The following is a 14285-nucleotide window of genomic DNA, read 5'->3' on the forward strand; positions in this document are numbered from 1 at the left end:
TTTTAAACCGTTTCCATTCCCTAGTATTGTATCGTTTTAAAAATCAATAATAAAAAAATTACGAAGACATGAGTTTAATCGTAGACGTTCACGCAAGACAAATTCTTGATTCAAGAGGTAATCCTACTGTAGAAGTTGACGTAACAACTGAGACTGGTACTATTGGCCGTGCTGCTGTTCCTTCAGGAGCTTCAACTGGTGAGTACGAAGCAGTTGAATTACGTGACGGTGGTAAAGATTATCTTGGAAAAGGAGTTTTAAAAGCTGTTGAAAACGTTAATGAAATTATTGCTGAGGAATTAATCGGTGCTTCTGTATTTGAGCAAAACGCTATCGACCAAGCAATGATCGCTTTAGACGGTACTCCAAATAAAGCAAAATTAGGTGCTAACGCTATCTTAGGTGTTTCACTTGCAGTAGCTCACGCAGCAGCAGCTGAGTTAGGTCTTCCTTTATATAGATATGTAGGTGGTGTTTCAGCAAACACAATGCCTGTTCCAATGATGAACATCATCAATGGTGGTTCTCACTCTGATGCTCCTATCGCATTCCAAGAGTTCATGATCCAACCTGTATCTGCAACAAACTTTACTGATGCTATCCGTATCGGTTGTGAAGTATTCCACGCATTAAAGAAAGTTATCCATGATCGTGGTCTTTCTACTGCAGTAGGTGACGAAGGTGGTTTCGCTCCAGCTTTTGATTCAACTGAGGATGCTTTAGATTCAGTGAAAATTGCAGTTGCAAACGCTGGTTACGAGTTCGGTAAAGACATCACTATCGCTTTAGACTGTGCTGCTTCTGAGTTCTTCGTAGACGGTAAGTACAACTATGAGAAATTTGGTGACATGAAAGGTGGTATCAAAACTTCTCAAGAGCAAGCTGAATACTTAGCAGCATTAGCTGAGAAATACTGTATCACTTCTATCGAGGATGGTATGGACGAAAATGACTGGGAAGGTTTCAAAGTATTAACTGATCTTTGCGGTGATAAAGTACAATTAGTAGGTGACGATTTATTTGTGACTAACGTTGAGAAATTAGAGCGTGGTATCAACGAAGGTATTGCTAACTCTATCCTTATCAAAGTAAACCAAATCGGTTCATTAACTGAAACAATTGCTGCAGTTGAGATGGCTCACAGAGCTGGTTACACTTCAGTAATGTCACACCGTTCTGGTGAGACTGAGGACAACACTATTGCTGACTTAGCAGTAGCATTGAACTGTGGTCAAATCAAGACTGGTTCTGCTTCTCGTTCAGACCGTATGGCTAAGTACAACCAATTACTTCGTATCGAAGAAAAATTAGGTTCTACTGCTAAATACTTAGGTTTGAAAGCATTCAAGCAAGACTTCAACTTCTAATTAGAAGTTAATCATATTTTCGTACTGTAACTAGGTTGCAGTCGAGTTGGAGGCTATCCTTTTGGGTAGCCTCTTTTTTTTATCTATGCAATATGACTGTTCTTAAATTTCAATACTAATCAATTTTCGTCTGTAGTAGTGTATCCCCGTTATGTGTGTATGGCATTTGACCATACTATGATGCAAGATTAAATAGTGTTTTATCAAAGCAATTTATTCATTATCACCAAAAGTAGTACTACAAATAATAATAACAACATTACCATTTCAACACTCTTGTATTTAGAAGTAAAAAAGATAACTTTAAGTCTCGATTAATATGTGATTGAAGATAAAACCAATTAAGTTAGGGATAAATCAAGTAAACTGGTAATATCGATAAATTGAAAGACGATTTAGGCTAAAAAGGTGAATTCAGAATCATATCAAACAATAGTATGAGATTAATTCCAATAATTTTATTTATTACACTGTGTAGTACAAAGATATATTCACAGGTTAATTTTGAAGAACAGAAGAAAATTGTAAAAGTTTTTGAAAAGAATTTTAATTTAAAAAATCTAAATGATTACAAAACATTATTAGTGTCAATTAATAATGGTAATGATGTTCTCGCTATTTATAAGACAAACGGTTATAAAATACTAAACGACATAAATATAAAATCTTTTAAATCGGTTTGGAATATTGGTAGAGGATATAATACTGTAACAAAAGATAGCCTTTATGTGTTAATTCCAAATTTTAATGGAACATATTTAAAGTTAATTGAAGAGTTAGGAAAACAAAATAGCACAGTAAGTGAATATTTTGAATACATAGAAAGTGTGGGTGATTTTCCAGGACATATTGAAGGCTTGTTTTATTTATATGAAGATTTATCAAAAAAGGATAATAAACAATATAATGAAAATTTAAAAACGATAATTAGTATTAACCTCATTAGAATTTTTTGTGATTTTTTCGAAGAAGATGAATACCCGTCTTCATTTCCAGATTATAAAAGGTTGTTTCATAATTTTAACGATTAAATCAAAAATTTTCTACAATAAATAGTATTTCACTTAATACTCATGTATTTCTCATAGTTAGTACCGTTAAGAGATACCTTCACAGTGAACAACTTACCGAATAATGTACAAAAAAAGCTGATTTGCACCATTACAGTACAAATCAGCCTTATATATTTTCATATTACAGGTAGAATTTATTAATCTACTTTCTTTAATACAACTGCTGTTCTATTGACATTGTATATTGATATATTTTTGTCTTCATCAGTGAAGAACTTACTTGAAGTATCTACACGGTTATGTCCGCCATATTGTTTGTCATCTGAACACAATACAATCTCATACGTTCCTTCATCACCAACATAGAATTTGTAATCAGGTAGTGAATTTGTAGGAGAGAAGTTGAAAACAAAAACAAGGTCGCCTTTCTTGAAGCAGATGGTTTTATTTTCAGTATCCATATTCAATAAGTTGACAGCAGTGTGTTCTTGAAGCAGGTTGTGGTCTCTTACCAAGTGAACCATTGCACCATCAAAGTTATTTAACTTTTCATAGCGTAGAAAACCATTTTCAACTAATGACCATTGACGTCTAGCGTATTGGTAGCTCCAGCCATTTCCTTCTCTTGGGAAATCAATCCACTCAGGATGGCCAAATTCATTACCCATAAAGTTAAGGTAACCTTCACCACCAAGAACACAAGTTAAGAAACGGATAATTTTGTGAAGTGCAATACCTCTGTCTACAACAAGACTTCCACTTTCATTGTCCATGCCTGTATACATTTCTGCATCCATTAACCACATGGCAATTGTTTTATCACCTACAAGTGCTTGGTCATGAGACTCAGCATATGCAATGGCTTTCTCATTTGCTCTTCTGTTCAGCATTACGCTCCAAAGATCCCATACATTCCAGTTTTCATCTTGTTGCTCTTCAAGAATCTTTACCCAGAAATCTGGAATACCCATGCTCAAACGATAATCAAAGCCTACTCCGCCTTCCTCAGACGCTCTACTTAGACCTGGCATACCTGATACATCCTCAGCGATAGAAATAACGTCAGGCTTGATCTGATGGGCTACGTCGTTAGCTAATTGTAGGTAACGTACAGCATCTACATCAACGCCCATATTGAAGTAGTCATCATAACTACCAAAGCCAGCGTGACCATGATGGTGATACATCATAGAAGTAACCCCATCAAAACGGAAACCGTCGAAGTGATACTCCTCTAACCAGTATCTAACATTAGAAGCAAGGAATTGAATTACTTCCCATTTAGCATAATCAAATAACTTAGAATCCCAATCCGGATGATCTCCTTTTCCACCAGTATGGAAGTATTGGTATACCGTACCGTCAAACTCATTGATACCTTCGTTGTGGTTTTTTACAGCATGTGAGTGAACGATATCCATGATCACAGCAATACCCATAGAGTGTGCTGTTTTGATCAATTGTTTTAATTCCTCAGGTGTACCAAATTTGGAAGTTGCTGCATAGAAATTACTAACGTGATATCCGAATGATCCATAATAAGGATGCTCCTGAACAGCCATTAATTGAATACAATTGTACCCTAAATCTCTGACTCTTGGAAGAACATTTTCTGTGAACTCAACATAAGTACCCATTTTTTCTTCTTCCTGGGACATTCCAACGTGAGCCTCGTATATGATTGGATTCTTGATTGATGCAGTTTCGAAGTTATCCCCCGACCAATCAAAGTTAGTCTCTTCTGTGAACCATAACTGTCCTTTGAAGTTAGGAGAATTAGGTTCTTGCACTACTCTAGTAATGTAAGCAGGAATTCTATCATGATCACCTATCTGTGATAACACTCTTACTTTTACAAAACTTCCGTGCACAAACGTGTCTTTGTATTCATCTTTTGGAAGGAAAATCTCCCAAACACCATCCCAATGCAGTGATCCTTCAATTTTTCTCAAAGGATGACTATCTCTATTCCAGTTGTTAAAGTCTCCAGTCAGATATAAAGCATGTGCAGCAGGAGCCCACTCTCTATACCACCAACCGTTGTTTGTTGCGTCGTAGTTAAAGCCTAGAAACTTATGAGCACCGGCGAATTCATATATACTACCATATTTATCATTCAGGTCATTTTTAAGTTGCTCGAAGCTGTTTATTCTAGCATTAATCTCTTCAGTTTGTGGTTCCAACCATGGGTCGTCCTTAACTAGTTTTGGTAATTTTGTACTCATTATTTTTTAGATGTGATAAACAAATAACACGAACGAAAGTACTAACATAGTCAATGTTTCGGACTTCTCAATTTAAGTGTATAAATTACATACTAATAATAAGTTATAAAATATTGTTAATCAATGCATTTCTTTGTTTTTCTCTGTGGGTTAACAATTCAGAAAACGAAAAATATTTTATTTTACAATAAAGAAATACCAAATCTTTTTTTGTTACACGGAGGAAGTTTATTTTTTTTGCGCTTATGAAAACACTAATTGCACCTTCAGTATTGGCAGCAGACTTTGCAAATTTGCAGAGAGATGCTGAAATGCTTAATGAAAGCCAAGCAGATTGGTTTCACATTGACATTATGGACGGGATGTTTGTTCCTAACATTTCTTTTGGATTGCCAGTATGTGCAGCCATTAGCAAGCACGCTAAGAAACCTATGGATGTTCACTTGATGATTGAACAACCTGACCGTTATCTTGAAGATTTTAAGAAAGCAGGTGCAGATATGATTTCAGTACATGCTGAAGCTTGTCCTCATTTACACCGTACAATTCAAAAAATCAAGGAATTAGGCTTAAGAGCTGGTGTAGCTTTGAATCCACATACTTCAATTGATTGCTTGAGATACTTATTGCATGAGATTGATTACGTATGTATCATGTCTGTAAACCCTGGTTTTGGAGGTCAAAAATTTATTCCGACTACTTATCAAAAAGTAAGAGATTTAAAAGATATGATCGATGAAGCGGGTGCAGAAGTTTTGATCCAGATTGATGGAGGAGTTGATGCATCAAATGCTGCTAAATTGAAAGAAGCAGGTGCTTCTGTTTTAGTGGCAGGTAGCTATGTTTTTGGAGCGGAAGATCCAAAAGCAGCTATTGAAAAAATAAAACTGTAAAACAGAAAGGAGGCAAGAGTAATGAATGTAACATTCATTACTCTTGTTTTATCACTATTACCAATAAATAACCCATGCGTGTATTCAAATTTGGAGGAGCATCCGTAAAAAGTGCCGAAGCTGTAAGAAATGTTCAAAAGATTATTGGACAATATTCTGAACAGAAAGATTTAGTTGTGGTAGTTTCTGCTATGGGTAAAACAACCAACTTGATCGAAAGGGTTGTGTTGGATGTCATTAAAGGAGAACCTTTTGAACATCATATCGACGAACTGAAATCTTTTCACCTCACCATTGCGAAAGAACTATTTCAAAATCCTAAAGCTAGTATCTTTCAGCAAATAGAAAAATTAATTATTGATTTAGAGGGGAAGTTGAATCTCCGTTATTTTTCGGAGGAAGAACTGTATGATCAAACGGTTTGCTACGGTGAATTATTGTCCACTCATATCGTTTCAGCTTATCTAAATCAAGAACAAATACCGACTCACTTTCTGGATGCGAGAATCTACATTCAAACCGATGATAATTGGAGAGAAGGTAATGTAGATTGGACTTGGACAGAACGTATGATGAATGCGGATGTACCGAAATTAATTGAAGAAAATGTAGTAGTTACACAAGGTTTTATTGGTGGGACGATCAACAATAAAACCACCACACTCGGGAGGGAAGGATCTGACTTTACTGCTGCCATTTTTGCCTATTGTTTAAATGCGGAAAGCGTTTGTATTTGGAAAGATGTTCCGGGCATTATGAGCAGTGATCCTCGAAGGGTAGAAGATGTTACGCTTTTTCATGAGTTGCCTTATAAATATGCGGCTGAATTAACGTATTATGGGGCTTCTGTGATTCATCCTAAGACTATTAGACCTTTGGCATTAAAGAACATACCATTGCATGTCAATAGTTTCTTAAATCCAGAGGAAAATGGGACAGTGATTGGTGATTTTGAGACTTCACCTACCTTGCCTTCAATTATCTTCAAAACCGATCAGACAATTATCAGATTTGAAGAGAAAGACTTTTTGAATGTAAGTAAAGGTGATTTAGGCTTAGTATTCAGTGAATTTTCAAAGATGAATATGAAAGTGAATTTGATAAAAAATAGTGCACTTTCACTTTCTATTTGTACGAACAATGAGCCAAAGAAACTTCAGAAACTAGAAGAATTGTTCCAAGATAAATTCAATATTGAGATTGTGAATCAAATGGAGTTGGTGACGGTTAAAAACTACAAGGAGGACATCATTCAACAACTTGGAATTGATCTATCAAAAGTATATATGAGACAAATTTCTTTTGATACACTACAAATCGTACTGAAGAAAGAGGATTTAGATCTTTAATAACATTTTGGGTTTTAAATATATCCTGTAATCGATCCCTTTTTAAAGTCTTTGAAAAAGAGTTTTTTATCATAAATATTACTTTGTATTAACAAAAACAATTACCTATTTTTAATTCATAGAAGAAATTATTCTTTTATCTTTAACCCCGAATAAAAAATACTTTTACATATTTATATTTAATCAGATACATGGATACAACTGCAATTGATAAAGCACTAATTGAAATTATTGAGAAGCGTAATCAATTAAACGCATTATCTTATGAAGATGAGTCTTATGATGATATCGAGGATGAACTTCATGATTTAGAGGATGACTTTATTGATGAACATGGAGAGACATTAGAAGACATTATTGGTGACGTCCATGAAGATTTTTCTGTAGATACAGACGTATTATCTCCGTTAAGTTATATCGCTCAAAGTTATACGAAGACAGGAGACAATGAAGTAGGTGCTCAGTTTGACTGTGATCACGGTCAAGGAGTTCCTGTAGAGGTGGATGACTTGGAGAGAAAACCAACAAAATTGGTGATTATTCCTAATCCATTGAGAATTATTCTTAACGTGGATAGCAAGAATAGAAAGATCGTTTGGCAAAACAGCTAAACTTATTTCAAGATATTTAGTACTGTTAAAAATAATATTTTAGCTAGTGCTTATAAGTCCCATAGGTTTTTACTTATGGGATTTTTTTGTGCCTGAAAATTTGAGCATAAAAAAACACCTCAACATAACGTTAGAGGTGCTTATAGATGTGATTGTGAGTCTTTTATATCGCGTATTTTGCATCGAAGTTCGATACAAAAATTGATTTTCTACTTGAAATTTTAATTGCTTCATACATAGAAGAAAGTTTTTGTTCCAATTCCTCAGAACCTTCCACCAATGGAAGTCTAACTCTCTTGCCACAGATACCTGCAATATCTAATGCTAATTTGATTCCGACAGGGTTACCTTCTTCAAATAAAGCATCAGTGAAATCTAGCATCTCAGACATTTGCTTTGTTGCTAATTTAACATCACCGTTTAAAGCGTTTTTCACAGTTGAACCAAATTCTTGAGGTAAAACATTACCCAATACAGTAATAACACCATTACCGCCAACACCAAGAATAGGCACTGTTAGTGCATCGTCTCCAGAAATGTAAAGGAAATCATCAGGAGTACTGCTGATCACACGCATTGCTTGAGCAAGGTCTCCACCAGCATCTTTAACACCAAAGATGTTTTTGTGCTGAGAAAGTGTAACAATCGTTTCAACGCTCATGTTTACACCCGTTCTACCAGGAACATTATATAATAAAACAGGCAGAGGAGAAGCGTCAGCTATGGCAGTGTAGTGTGCTACAATACCCGCTTGTGTAGGCTTCACATAGTAAGGACAAACAGAAAGGATAGCATCTACCCCAGAAAGATCCCAAGTAGTTAGTTGTTCAACTACTTCAGCAGTGTTGTTACTGCCAATACCAAACATGATTGGCTTTTCAGTAGGATTGTTTGACTTTACAAAATTTAAAACCGCACGTTTTTCGGATTTGGATAAATTTGCACTTTCAGCTGTTGTTCCATTTACTACCCAATAGTCAGCATCCTTTGTGTGCTCTAAAAGTTTCTTTAAAGCAGGAAAATCTATCGTGTTTTCTGATGTGAATGGTGTCACTAATGCAATACCTTGTCCAATAAACGTTTCCATGATTATAAATTTATATGAATTTTGATGGTGTTTCTCTTTATATTTTACGAGAACAAAAATAAATAGATCTATTAATTGCTCAAATTTACAATAAAAAGAAAACCTTTTCGTAACAAGTTGTTATATTTATAACTTCAAGAATTTAAATATTAGAAAATGATAACAATTGCAGAGGCTGTAGAAGAGATTGTACGTAAATCTCCGTTCCTAGAAGAGGCGATCGTAGACGGTATTGTTAACTACACAGGATTGGCAAGACAGATTATGCCAGAGGTGGAAGACAAGTTGATGAAAGATGTTCAAATCGGTGGTGTAGTGATGGCGATTCAGCGTTTGAGACCCAAATTATCAAAGTTAGATATTGAACATGAAGTGCTCAATTACCTAAAGAAAATGGGTGAAATTATTGTCAGATCTGATTTAGTCGATTACACTTTTAAAAATTCACCAAGCTTGATCGGAAAGCAACAGGAATTATTGAGATCCATCCAAGGCGAAAAAGATGTTTTTCAGGCATCTTCAAAAGGGGTGTATGAAACCAACATTGTAACCAGTAAAAAAATGCTGGATCAATTATTATCAATTTTTGAAGGAGAGGAGATCATCAGTAGAAAAGAAAATCTAGCATCTTTAACGATGAGATTGCCACAGGACAATACTTCCGTTCCGGGTATCTATTATTATTTATTGAAAAAAATTGCTTGGGAAGGAATCAACATTGTAGAGGTAATTTCTACGACCAATGAGTTTACATTGATTCTTGCAAAACGTGATGTGAATAGAACTTTTAGTCTTCTTCATAACCTTGTGAATGATTAATTGTTATATAACTATCAATTAATACGATTTTACACCAAAACTAGAGCATCAAGCTATGAAAAAATTAACACCCTTTGAAGAATGGGTTATTGTCAATAAAGGGACAGAAAGACCCAATACAGGAAAATATAATTTACATTCAGAACCGGGAACTTATACTTGTAAAAGATGCGATGCTCCTTTGTACAAATCAGATCATAAGTTTGAGTCTTCTTGTGGATGGCCAAGCTTTGATGATGAGATACCCGGTGCAGTAGAAAGAGTTCCTGATGCTGATGGGCAGAGAGTAGAAATTCTTTGTTCCAATTGTGGAGGTCATTTAGGGCATGTTTTTGAAGGGGAACAGCTAACGCCCAAAAATGTTAGACATTGTGTGAATTCAGTGTCTATGAACTTTGAAGGAAATGAAGTCAAGAATCCCAAAACAGCCATTTTTGCTTCAGGTTGTTTCTGGGGTACTCAATTTTATTTCTTAAGATGGAAAGGAGTGATTTCATGTGATGTGGGCTACATAGGGGGAACCGTTGATAATCCTACTTACAAAGAAGTTTGTACAGGGCAGACAGGACATGCAGAAGCTGTAAAAGTAGTGTATGATTCAGATAGAGTTAGTTTTGAGTCACTGACCAAACTCTTCTTTGAAACGCATGATCCTTCTCAAGTAGACCGACAAGGACCGGATATTGGAACACAATACCGCTCAGAAATTTTTTATATGGACGAGAAACAAAGGGAAGAAGCCATACTGTTGATTGCTCAGTTAAAAGCAAAAGGTTATGAAGTTGTGACAAAACTTACACCAGCAGAAGATTTAACTTTCTGGAAAGCCGAAGATTATCATCAAGATTATTACGAGAAAACAGCAGGCTTACCGTATTGTCATATTTACAAGAAAAAGTTTTAAATTAAATCTGTAATTTTAGACCCAAGTATTCGAGATAAAGAACTACTTGGGTTTATTTTTTCCCGAAGTATGATGAAATTGAGTTAAGAGTTAAGAGTTAAGAGTTAAGAGTTAAGAAGGTGCTCATTAATCCATGTTTATGATTAAAAATTCTATTATTACCCTGCTATTATTAGTTAGTATTTTTTCCTGTAAATCCTCTAGTGAAGAACAAACTCCCATAGATGATAAAGATACTTTTATCAAAGGTGTTGATATCTCAAGGTATCCTGAAATTAAAACTTACAATCATCAATTTTATAGTCAAGAAGGGGCAGAGGTTGACTTTGTACAGCACTTGAAAGAGAAAGGTGTAAATACAATTCGTTTGAGGTTATGGGTTGATCCTGAAAATGAACATTCTGGCTTGGAGGAAGTGACGACTTTTTCAAATGAGTTAAAAAGCGTTGGTTTAAAAATTTGGTTAACGGTGCATTATTCTGATACTTGGGCTGATCCAGGGCAACAAAAAAAACCTCAAGCTTGGTCGAATTTGTCTTTTGAGGAATTAAATACTACTGTATACCAATACACGAAAGATATCGTTCAGAAAATCCAGCCAGACTATATTCAAATTGGTAATGAAATCAATAATGGACTGCTTCATCCTGAAGGAAATTTACATTCTAATGAAGCACAATGTCTTACGTTGTTGCAGTCAGGAATAAAGGCAACAAGAGAAATTAAAAGTGATGCAAAGATTATGTTGCACTTTGCAGGATATGAAGGTGCTGATTGTTTTTTTGATAAAATGAAAGCTTTGGACTTTGATTATATTGGTTTGTCTTACTATACAAATTGGCATGGCAAATCATTATCTGATTTAGATGTGTCTATTAAAAGTTTGTCAAATAAATACAATAAAGAAGTATTAATTGCCGAAACGGCTTATCCTTTTACATTAGGTTGGAATGATTGGACGAATAATATAATTAGTTCGGATGAACAAATTATTCCATCAGACTATCCAGCTACAGAAGAAGGTCAAAAGGAATTCTTATCTCAAATCAAATCAATTTCAGAACAAAAGGGAATCACTAAAGGATTCTGCTATTGGGGAGGAGAACTGATCGCTTGGAAAGGTCCTGAAGCTAGAGATGCTTCCTCATGGGAAAATCAGGCGTTGTTTGATTTTGGGAATAAGGCATTGCCTGCTTTGGATGTTTTTGATACACAATAAGAAGAGAGTTTTGTTTAAGGATATTACAGACAGATTATTTTGATGTGTTTTTGAGAACTATGATTAAGAAAATAATAAACAACAATCCATTAAAGGAATTTATATTAATTATACCCTTGGTTGTTCTTCCAACAGCTTTATTAATTATTGCTGAATTACTTTTTGGAGATGGAAGTAGAAATTATTCTAAACTGGAAATAATAAATAATCAGTACAATATAGATAGTGTCGTTTTTGAAGTGGAAAATTTACATTCACCTATATTGAAGAATAACATAAACCATAAATTAAAAATTGATGATTATTCGAAATTTATATCTTGTTTAGAGAATGTGATAGAACCAATAGGTTATACAGGTAGAGCATATGAATTATCATCTAAATGGGTGATTTATGTAACAGTTTATTTTAAGAATCATAGCCCTATTTATATACAATGCTATGATGTAATTGATAAACATACTAATGAACCTTCTGGTGTCTATAGTATCAATATTAGGAATGTTAATACTAAATTCTATCATGATACTTTTCATAGGTCGGAGTGTTTTAAAGAAATGACCTTAAATTATATGAGTGATGACTAAAATAATCCAGGTTATAATATAAAGCTATATAGTGACTTGTTGATAATCAATGTTATGAGGGTAGATAAAAGAATAAGACTGATGGCTTAATCATCAGTCTTTTTCATTAATAACATTTCATGTGAATTACAATGCCTCACCTGTACTTTGTGAGGTTTTGATTTTCTTCTTTTCAAAAACTTTATTCAATTCTCCATTGACCCAATACCCAACAACCACCGTATCAGCAGTAGTCAGTGTACCCTTGCCATTTCGAAGGTCTTTTTTGAAGGAGCCATTAAATACATCACCATTGACGTAATGTATAGTACCTAATCCTCTCTTCTTGCCTTTTTTGAATTCTCCAGTGTAGATATCACCATTTTTATAGGTATAAACACCGTTTCCTTCTGCTTTGCCATCGTTAAACTCACCTTGGTAGTGATCGCCGTTGGCAAAGTCAAATTGTCCTTTACCTAGAATAGCATCTTGATGAAAGCGTCCTTCATAGCGGTTGCCATTGGCCCACAGCATTACGCCTTCACCATGTAAAGCATTGGATTGGAAGTCGCCAAAATAAATTGTTCCGTCAGCCCAAGTTAGTTTTCCTTTTCCGTCAAAGTTTCCGTTTAGAAATTCACCGACGTATACACTTTGGCCAAAAGCAAAAGTGCCTTTTCCATTTGGGTAGCCATTGGTCCAGTGGCCTTCATACGTATCTTGATTTTTGTAAATCATTTTTCCATCTCCGTTTTCACAGTTACCTGTGATACATTGGGCATTTAGATTTAATGAGATGGAAAGCAGTGCATTTAAAACGAATAATGTTCGTAAATATCTCTTCATATCCTATTTATAATGCACAATTATAGCCATATTTTACAATATCTCAATATAATAATTGTAATTAATGAATATAATGTAATGATTTTCAAAGAATTACTGAAAAAGAAGGATATATTGAGAAATTCCAGCACAACCACCCAAAATGGCACCAACAACAATCAGAATCCATTCATCTTCCTGGAAGGCAGGGCGTAAAAGTCCTTCAAAATCATCATAAGGAAGTTCTTCAATTTTTTTCTGAATATTGTTTTTAAGGTCAAAAACACGATCGGCATAGGGGAATGCATCTCTCAGGCAAATATGAAATTCTGCCATAAAAGTAAAATGAGCTATGTTTTTAATGATGTTAAGGTGTTTGTCAGTGATCTCTCTATCAGCAAATTTGGAAACAAACTCATGGACTTCTTCATAAGCTTCATCTACCACTTGTCCGATTCTGTTTTTGAAAATGTCAGAAAGAATTTTCTTACCTGTATTTTGAAGTGTATACCTGAAGAGTCTTTCGGTGGTTAAGATTTCAGAAGTGATCAATGTAGCATATTCTTCAGCCACGGTGACTTGTCTTTTAAGAAAAAGTCCTTGAAATCGCATGCCTAGAAAATAAATAGGCTCTTTTGGTTCAAATATTAATTTAAGAGCAAGCCAGTTTGTAGCATAACCAACTAGAAGTCCAAAACAAGGGAGTAGCCACCAAGGATTATAAAAGTAAGCGACAACCATCTGTACCAAGCCAAACAGAAACCCGAAGTAAAGGCCTGACCTTTCAATAAACTTGAATTCATCTTTACCACACTTCATAAAAATGGTGTTCAACAAAGCAGGGCGAGAAGCAACCGTGTCCAATGTTAGTTTTTTGAGGTCAAGCATCTCTCTGATGTTGGCTCCCATATCAATAAGCACATTTTCAGTAGCTTTAGGAATTCTTTGTTCAATATTTTCATAGATTTTTCCTTTGATCACATCAGGTACTTTTTCCCATATATAAGGAATCTCTGACTGCATCACCAAATCAACCGTTTTCTTTGATACAGCATTAATTGAATCTTTCATTTCAATATTAACTATATCAGGATCCAGCATTGCAAATTGTTCCTCAATTTTAATCAATTTTGCGGTCAATAGATCCACTGATTTAGAAGCAATTTTGGTGGATTTGGCAGGGATAATACCTTGCCAGCCAAAAGGTTTGACCCCCATAAACTTAATGGGGTAGAACATCATTTTGATTGCCGCCCAGTTTGTAAACCAACCTACAAAGCCACTAATAAAAGGGATGGAGATATATAGAAAAAAGTCGTTTAGTGTTAGATCCATACCACAAAAATAAAAAAATCTTTGAAAGATAGATTTTTATAAAGTCGGATTTCTATAAGTGAACAAAATTAA

Annotated in this window: 13 protein-coding genes; 9 read left to right on the forward strand and 4 right to left on the reverse strand. The window is 34.8% G+C overall.

Features of this window, described 5'->3' with window-relative positions; genetic code table 11:
* Window positions 1–68 precede the first annotated feature (68 nt).
* Window positions 69–1367 (forward strand): phosphopyruvate hydratase, encoded by a 1299-nt coding sequence (gene eno, locus AVL50_RS29205; protein WP_062621024.1) that lies wholly within the window; start codon window positions 69–71, stop codon window positions 1365–1367.
* Window positions 1368–1804: 437 nt separating this feature from the next.
* On the forward strand, window positions 1805–2398 hold the full coding sequence (locus AVL50_RS29210; RefSeq protein WP_062621026.1) for a hypothetical protein: 594 nt from the start codon (window positions 1805–1807) through the stop codon (window positions 2396–2398).
* 179 nt (window positions 2399–2577) lie between these two features.
* Here the strand turns inward: AVL50_RS29210 and AVL50_RS29215 are convergent, their stop codons facing one another.
* Window positions 2578–4605, reverse strand: a complete 2028-nt coding sequence (locus AVL50_RS29215) for an alpha-amylase family glycosyl hydrolase (RefSeq protein ID WP_062621028.1) — start codon at window positions 4603–4605, stop codon at window positions 2578–2580.
* 245 nt (window positions 4606–4850) lie between these two features.
* On the opposite strand from AVL50_RS29215, the gene rpe reads away from it, so the two are divergent.
* From rpe to AVL50_RS29230, 3 genes are all read left to right on the forward strand, one after another.
* Entirely contained in the window at window positions 4851–5498 is a 648-nt protein-coding gene (gene rpe, locus AVL50_RS29220; RefSeq protein WP_062621030.1) for a ribulose-phosphate 3-epimerase, read from the forward strand.
* 74 nt (window positions 5499–5572) lie between these two features.
* Window positions 5573–6847, forward strand: a complete 1275-nt coding sequence (locus AVL50_RS29225) for an aspartate kinase (protein WP_062621031.1) — start codon at window positions 5573–5575, stop codon at window positions 6845–6847.
* A gap of 191 nt (window positions 6848–7038) precedes the next feature.
* Complete coding sequence (locus AVL50_RS29230) at window positions 7039–7458, forward strand: hypothetical protein (protein ID WP_062621032.1); 420 nt, start codon at window positions 7039–7041, stop codon at window positions 7456–7458.
* A 163-nt stretch (window positions 7459–7621) separates the two neighbouring features.
* On the opposite strand, the gene dapA is transcribed toward AVL50_RS29230, so the two are convergent.
* Complete coding sequence (gene dapA, locus AVL50_RS29235; protein ID WP_063850982.1) at window positions 7622–8545, reverse strand: 4-hydroxy-tetrahydrodipicolinate synthase; 924 nt, start codon at window positions 8543–8545, stop codon at window positions 7622–7624.
* 156 nt (window positions 8546–8701) lie between these two features.
* Here dapA and AVL50_RS29240 point away from each other — a divergent pair, with 156 nt between their 5' ends.
* From AVL50_RS29240 to AVL50_RS29255, 4 genes are all read left to right on the forward strand, one after another.
* Window positions 8702–9364, forward strand: coding sequence for a hypothetical protein (locus AVL50_RS29240; RefSeq protein ID WP_062621033.1), 663 nt, complete (start codon window positions 8702–8704; stop codon window positions 9362–9364).
* 55 nt (window positions 9365–9419) lie between these two features.
* The gene (locus AVL50_RS29245) at window positions 9420–10268 is read left to right on the forward strand and encodes a bifunctional methionine sulfoxide reductase B/A protein (protein WP_062621034.1); all 849 of its coding nucleotides are present in this window, start codon (window positions 9420–9422) and stop codon (window positions 10266–10268) included.
* A gap of 139 nt (window positions 10269–10407) precedes the next feature.
* Window positions 10408–11487, forward strand: a complete 1080-nt coding sequence (locus tag AVL50_RS29250) for a glycosyl hydrolase 53 family protein (protein ID WP_062621097.1) — start codon at window positions 10408–10410, stop codon at window positions 11485–11487.
* 59 nt (window positions 11488–11546) lie between these two features.
* A complete protein-coding gene (locus AVL50_RS29255) occupies window positions 11547–12074 on the forward strand; it encodes a hypothetical protein (protein ID WP_062621035.1) in 528 nt (175 codons plus the stop codon).
* A 126-nt stretch (window positions 12075–12200) separates the two neighbouring features.
* Here the strand turns inward: AVL50_RS29255 and AVL50_RS29260 are convergent, their stop codons facing one another.
* Together AVL50_RS29260 and AVL50_RS29265 are read right to left on the reverse strand one after the other, a co-directional pair.
* Window positions 12201–12899: an MORN repeat-containing protein gene (locus tag AVL50_RS29260; protein WP_062621036.1), complete on the reverse strand. Its 699-nt coding sequence runs from the start codon at window positions 12897–12899 to the stop codon at window positions 12201–12203.
* A 93-nt stretch (window positions 12900–12992) separates the two neighbouring features.
* On the reverse strand, window positions 12993–14213 hold the full coding sequence (locus AVL50_RS29265) for a DUF445 domain-containing protein (protein ID WP_062621037.1): 1221 nt from the start codon (window positions 14211–14213) through the stop codon (window positions 12993–12995).
* Window positions 14214–14285: the final 72 nt, after the last annotated feature.

The organism is Flammeovirga sp. SJP92, from assembly GCF_001583495.1.
Classification (GTDB): domain Bacteria; phylum Bacteroidota; class Bacteroidia; order Cytophagales; family Flammeovirgaceae; genus Flammeovirga.

Bases quoted from the DNA above. Each gene is read 5' to 3' on its own strand.
- eno (WP_062621024.1), top strand. From the start codon at position 69: ATGAGTTTAATCGTAGACGTTCACGCAAGACAAATTCTTGATTCAAGA.
- AVL50_RS29210 (WP_062621026.1), top strand. From the start codon at position 1,805: ATGAGATTAATTCCAATAATTTTATTTATTACACTGTGTAGTACAAAG.
- AVL50_RS29215 (WP_062621028.1), bottom strand. From the start codon at position 4,605: ATGAGTACAAAATTACCAAAACTAGTTAAGGACGACCCATGGTTGGAA.
- rpe (WP_062621030.1), top strand. From the start codon at position 4,851: ATGAAAACACTAATTGCACCTTCAGTATTGGCAGCAGACTTTGCAAAT.
- AVL50_RS29225 (WP_062621031.1), top strand. From the start codon at position 5,573: ATGCGTGTATTCAAATTTGGAGGAGCATCCGTAAAAAGTGCCGAAGCT.
- AVL50_RS29230 (WP_062621032.1), top strand. From the start codon at position 7,039: ATGGATACAACTGCAATTGATAAAGCACTAATTGAAATTATTGAGAAG.
- dapA (WP_063850982.1), bottom strand. From the start codon at position 8,545: ATGGAAACGTTTATTGGACAAGGTATTGCATTAGTGACACCATTCACA.
- AVL50_RS29240 (WP_062621033.1), top strand. From the start codon at position 8,702: ATGATAACAATTGCAGAGGCTGTAGAAGAGATTGTACGTAAATCTCCG.
- AVL50_RS29245 (WP_062621034.1), top strand. From the start codon at position 9,420: ATGAAAAAATTAACACCCTTTGAAGAATGGGTTATTGTCAATAAAGGG.
- AVL50_RS29250 (WP_062621097.1), top strand. From the start codon at position 10,408: ATGATTAAAAATTCTATTATTACCCTGCTATTATTAGTTAGTATTTTT.
- AVL50_RS29255 (WP_062621035.1), top strand. From the start codon at position 11,547: ATGATTAAGAAAATAATAAACAACAATCCATTAAAGGAATTTATATTA.
- AVL50_RS29260 (WP_062621036.1), bottom strand. From the start codon at position 12,899: ATGAAGAGATATTTACGAACATTATTCGTTTTAAATGCACTGCTTTCC.
- AVL50_RS29265 (WP_062621037.1), bottom strand. From the start codon at position 14,213: ATGGATCTAACACTAAACGACTTTTTTCTATATATCTCCATCCCTTTT.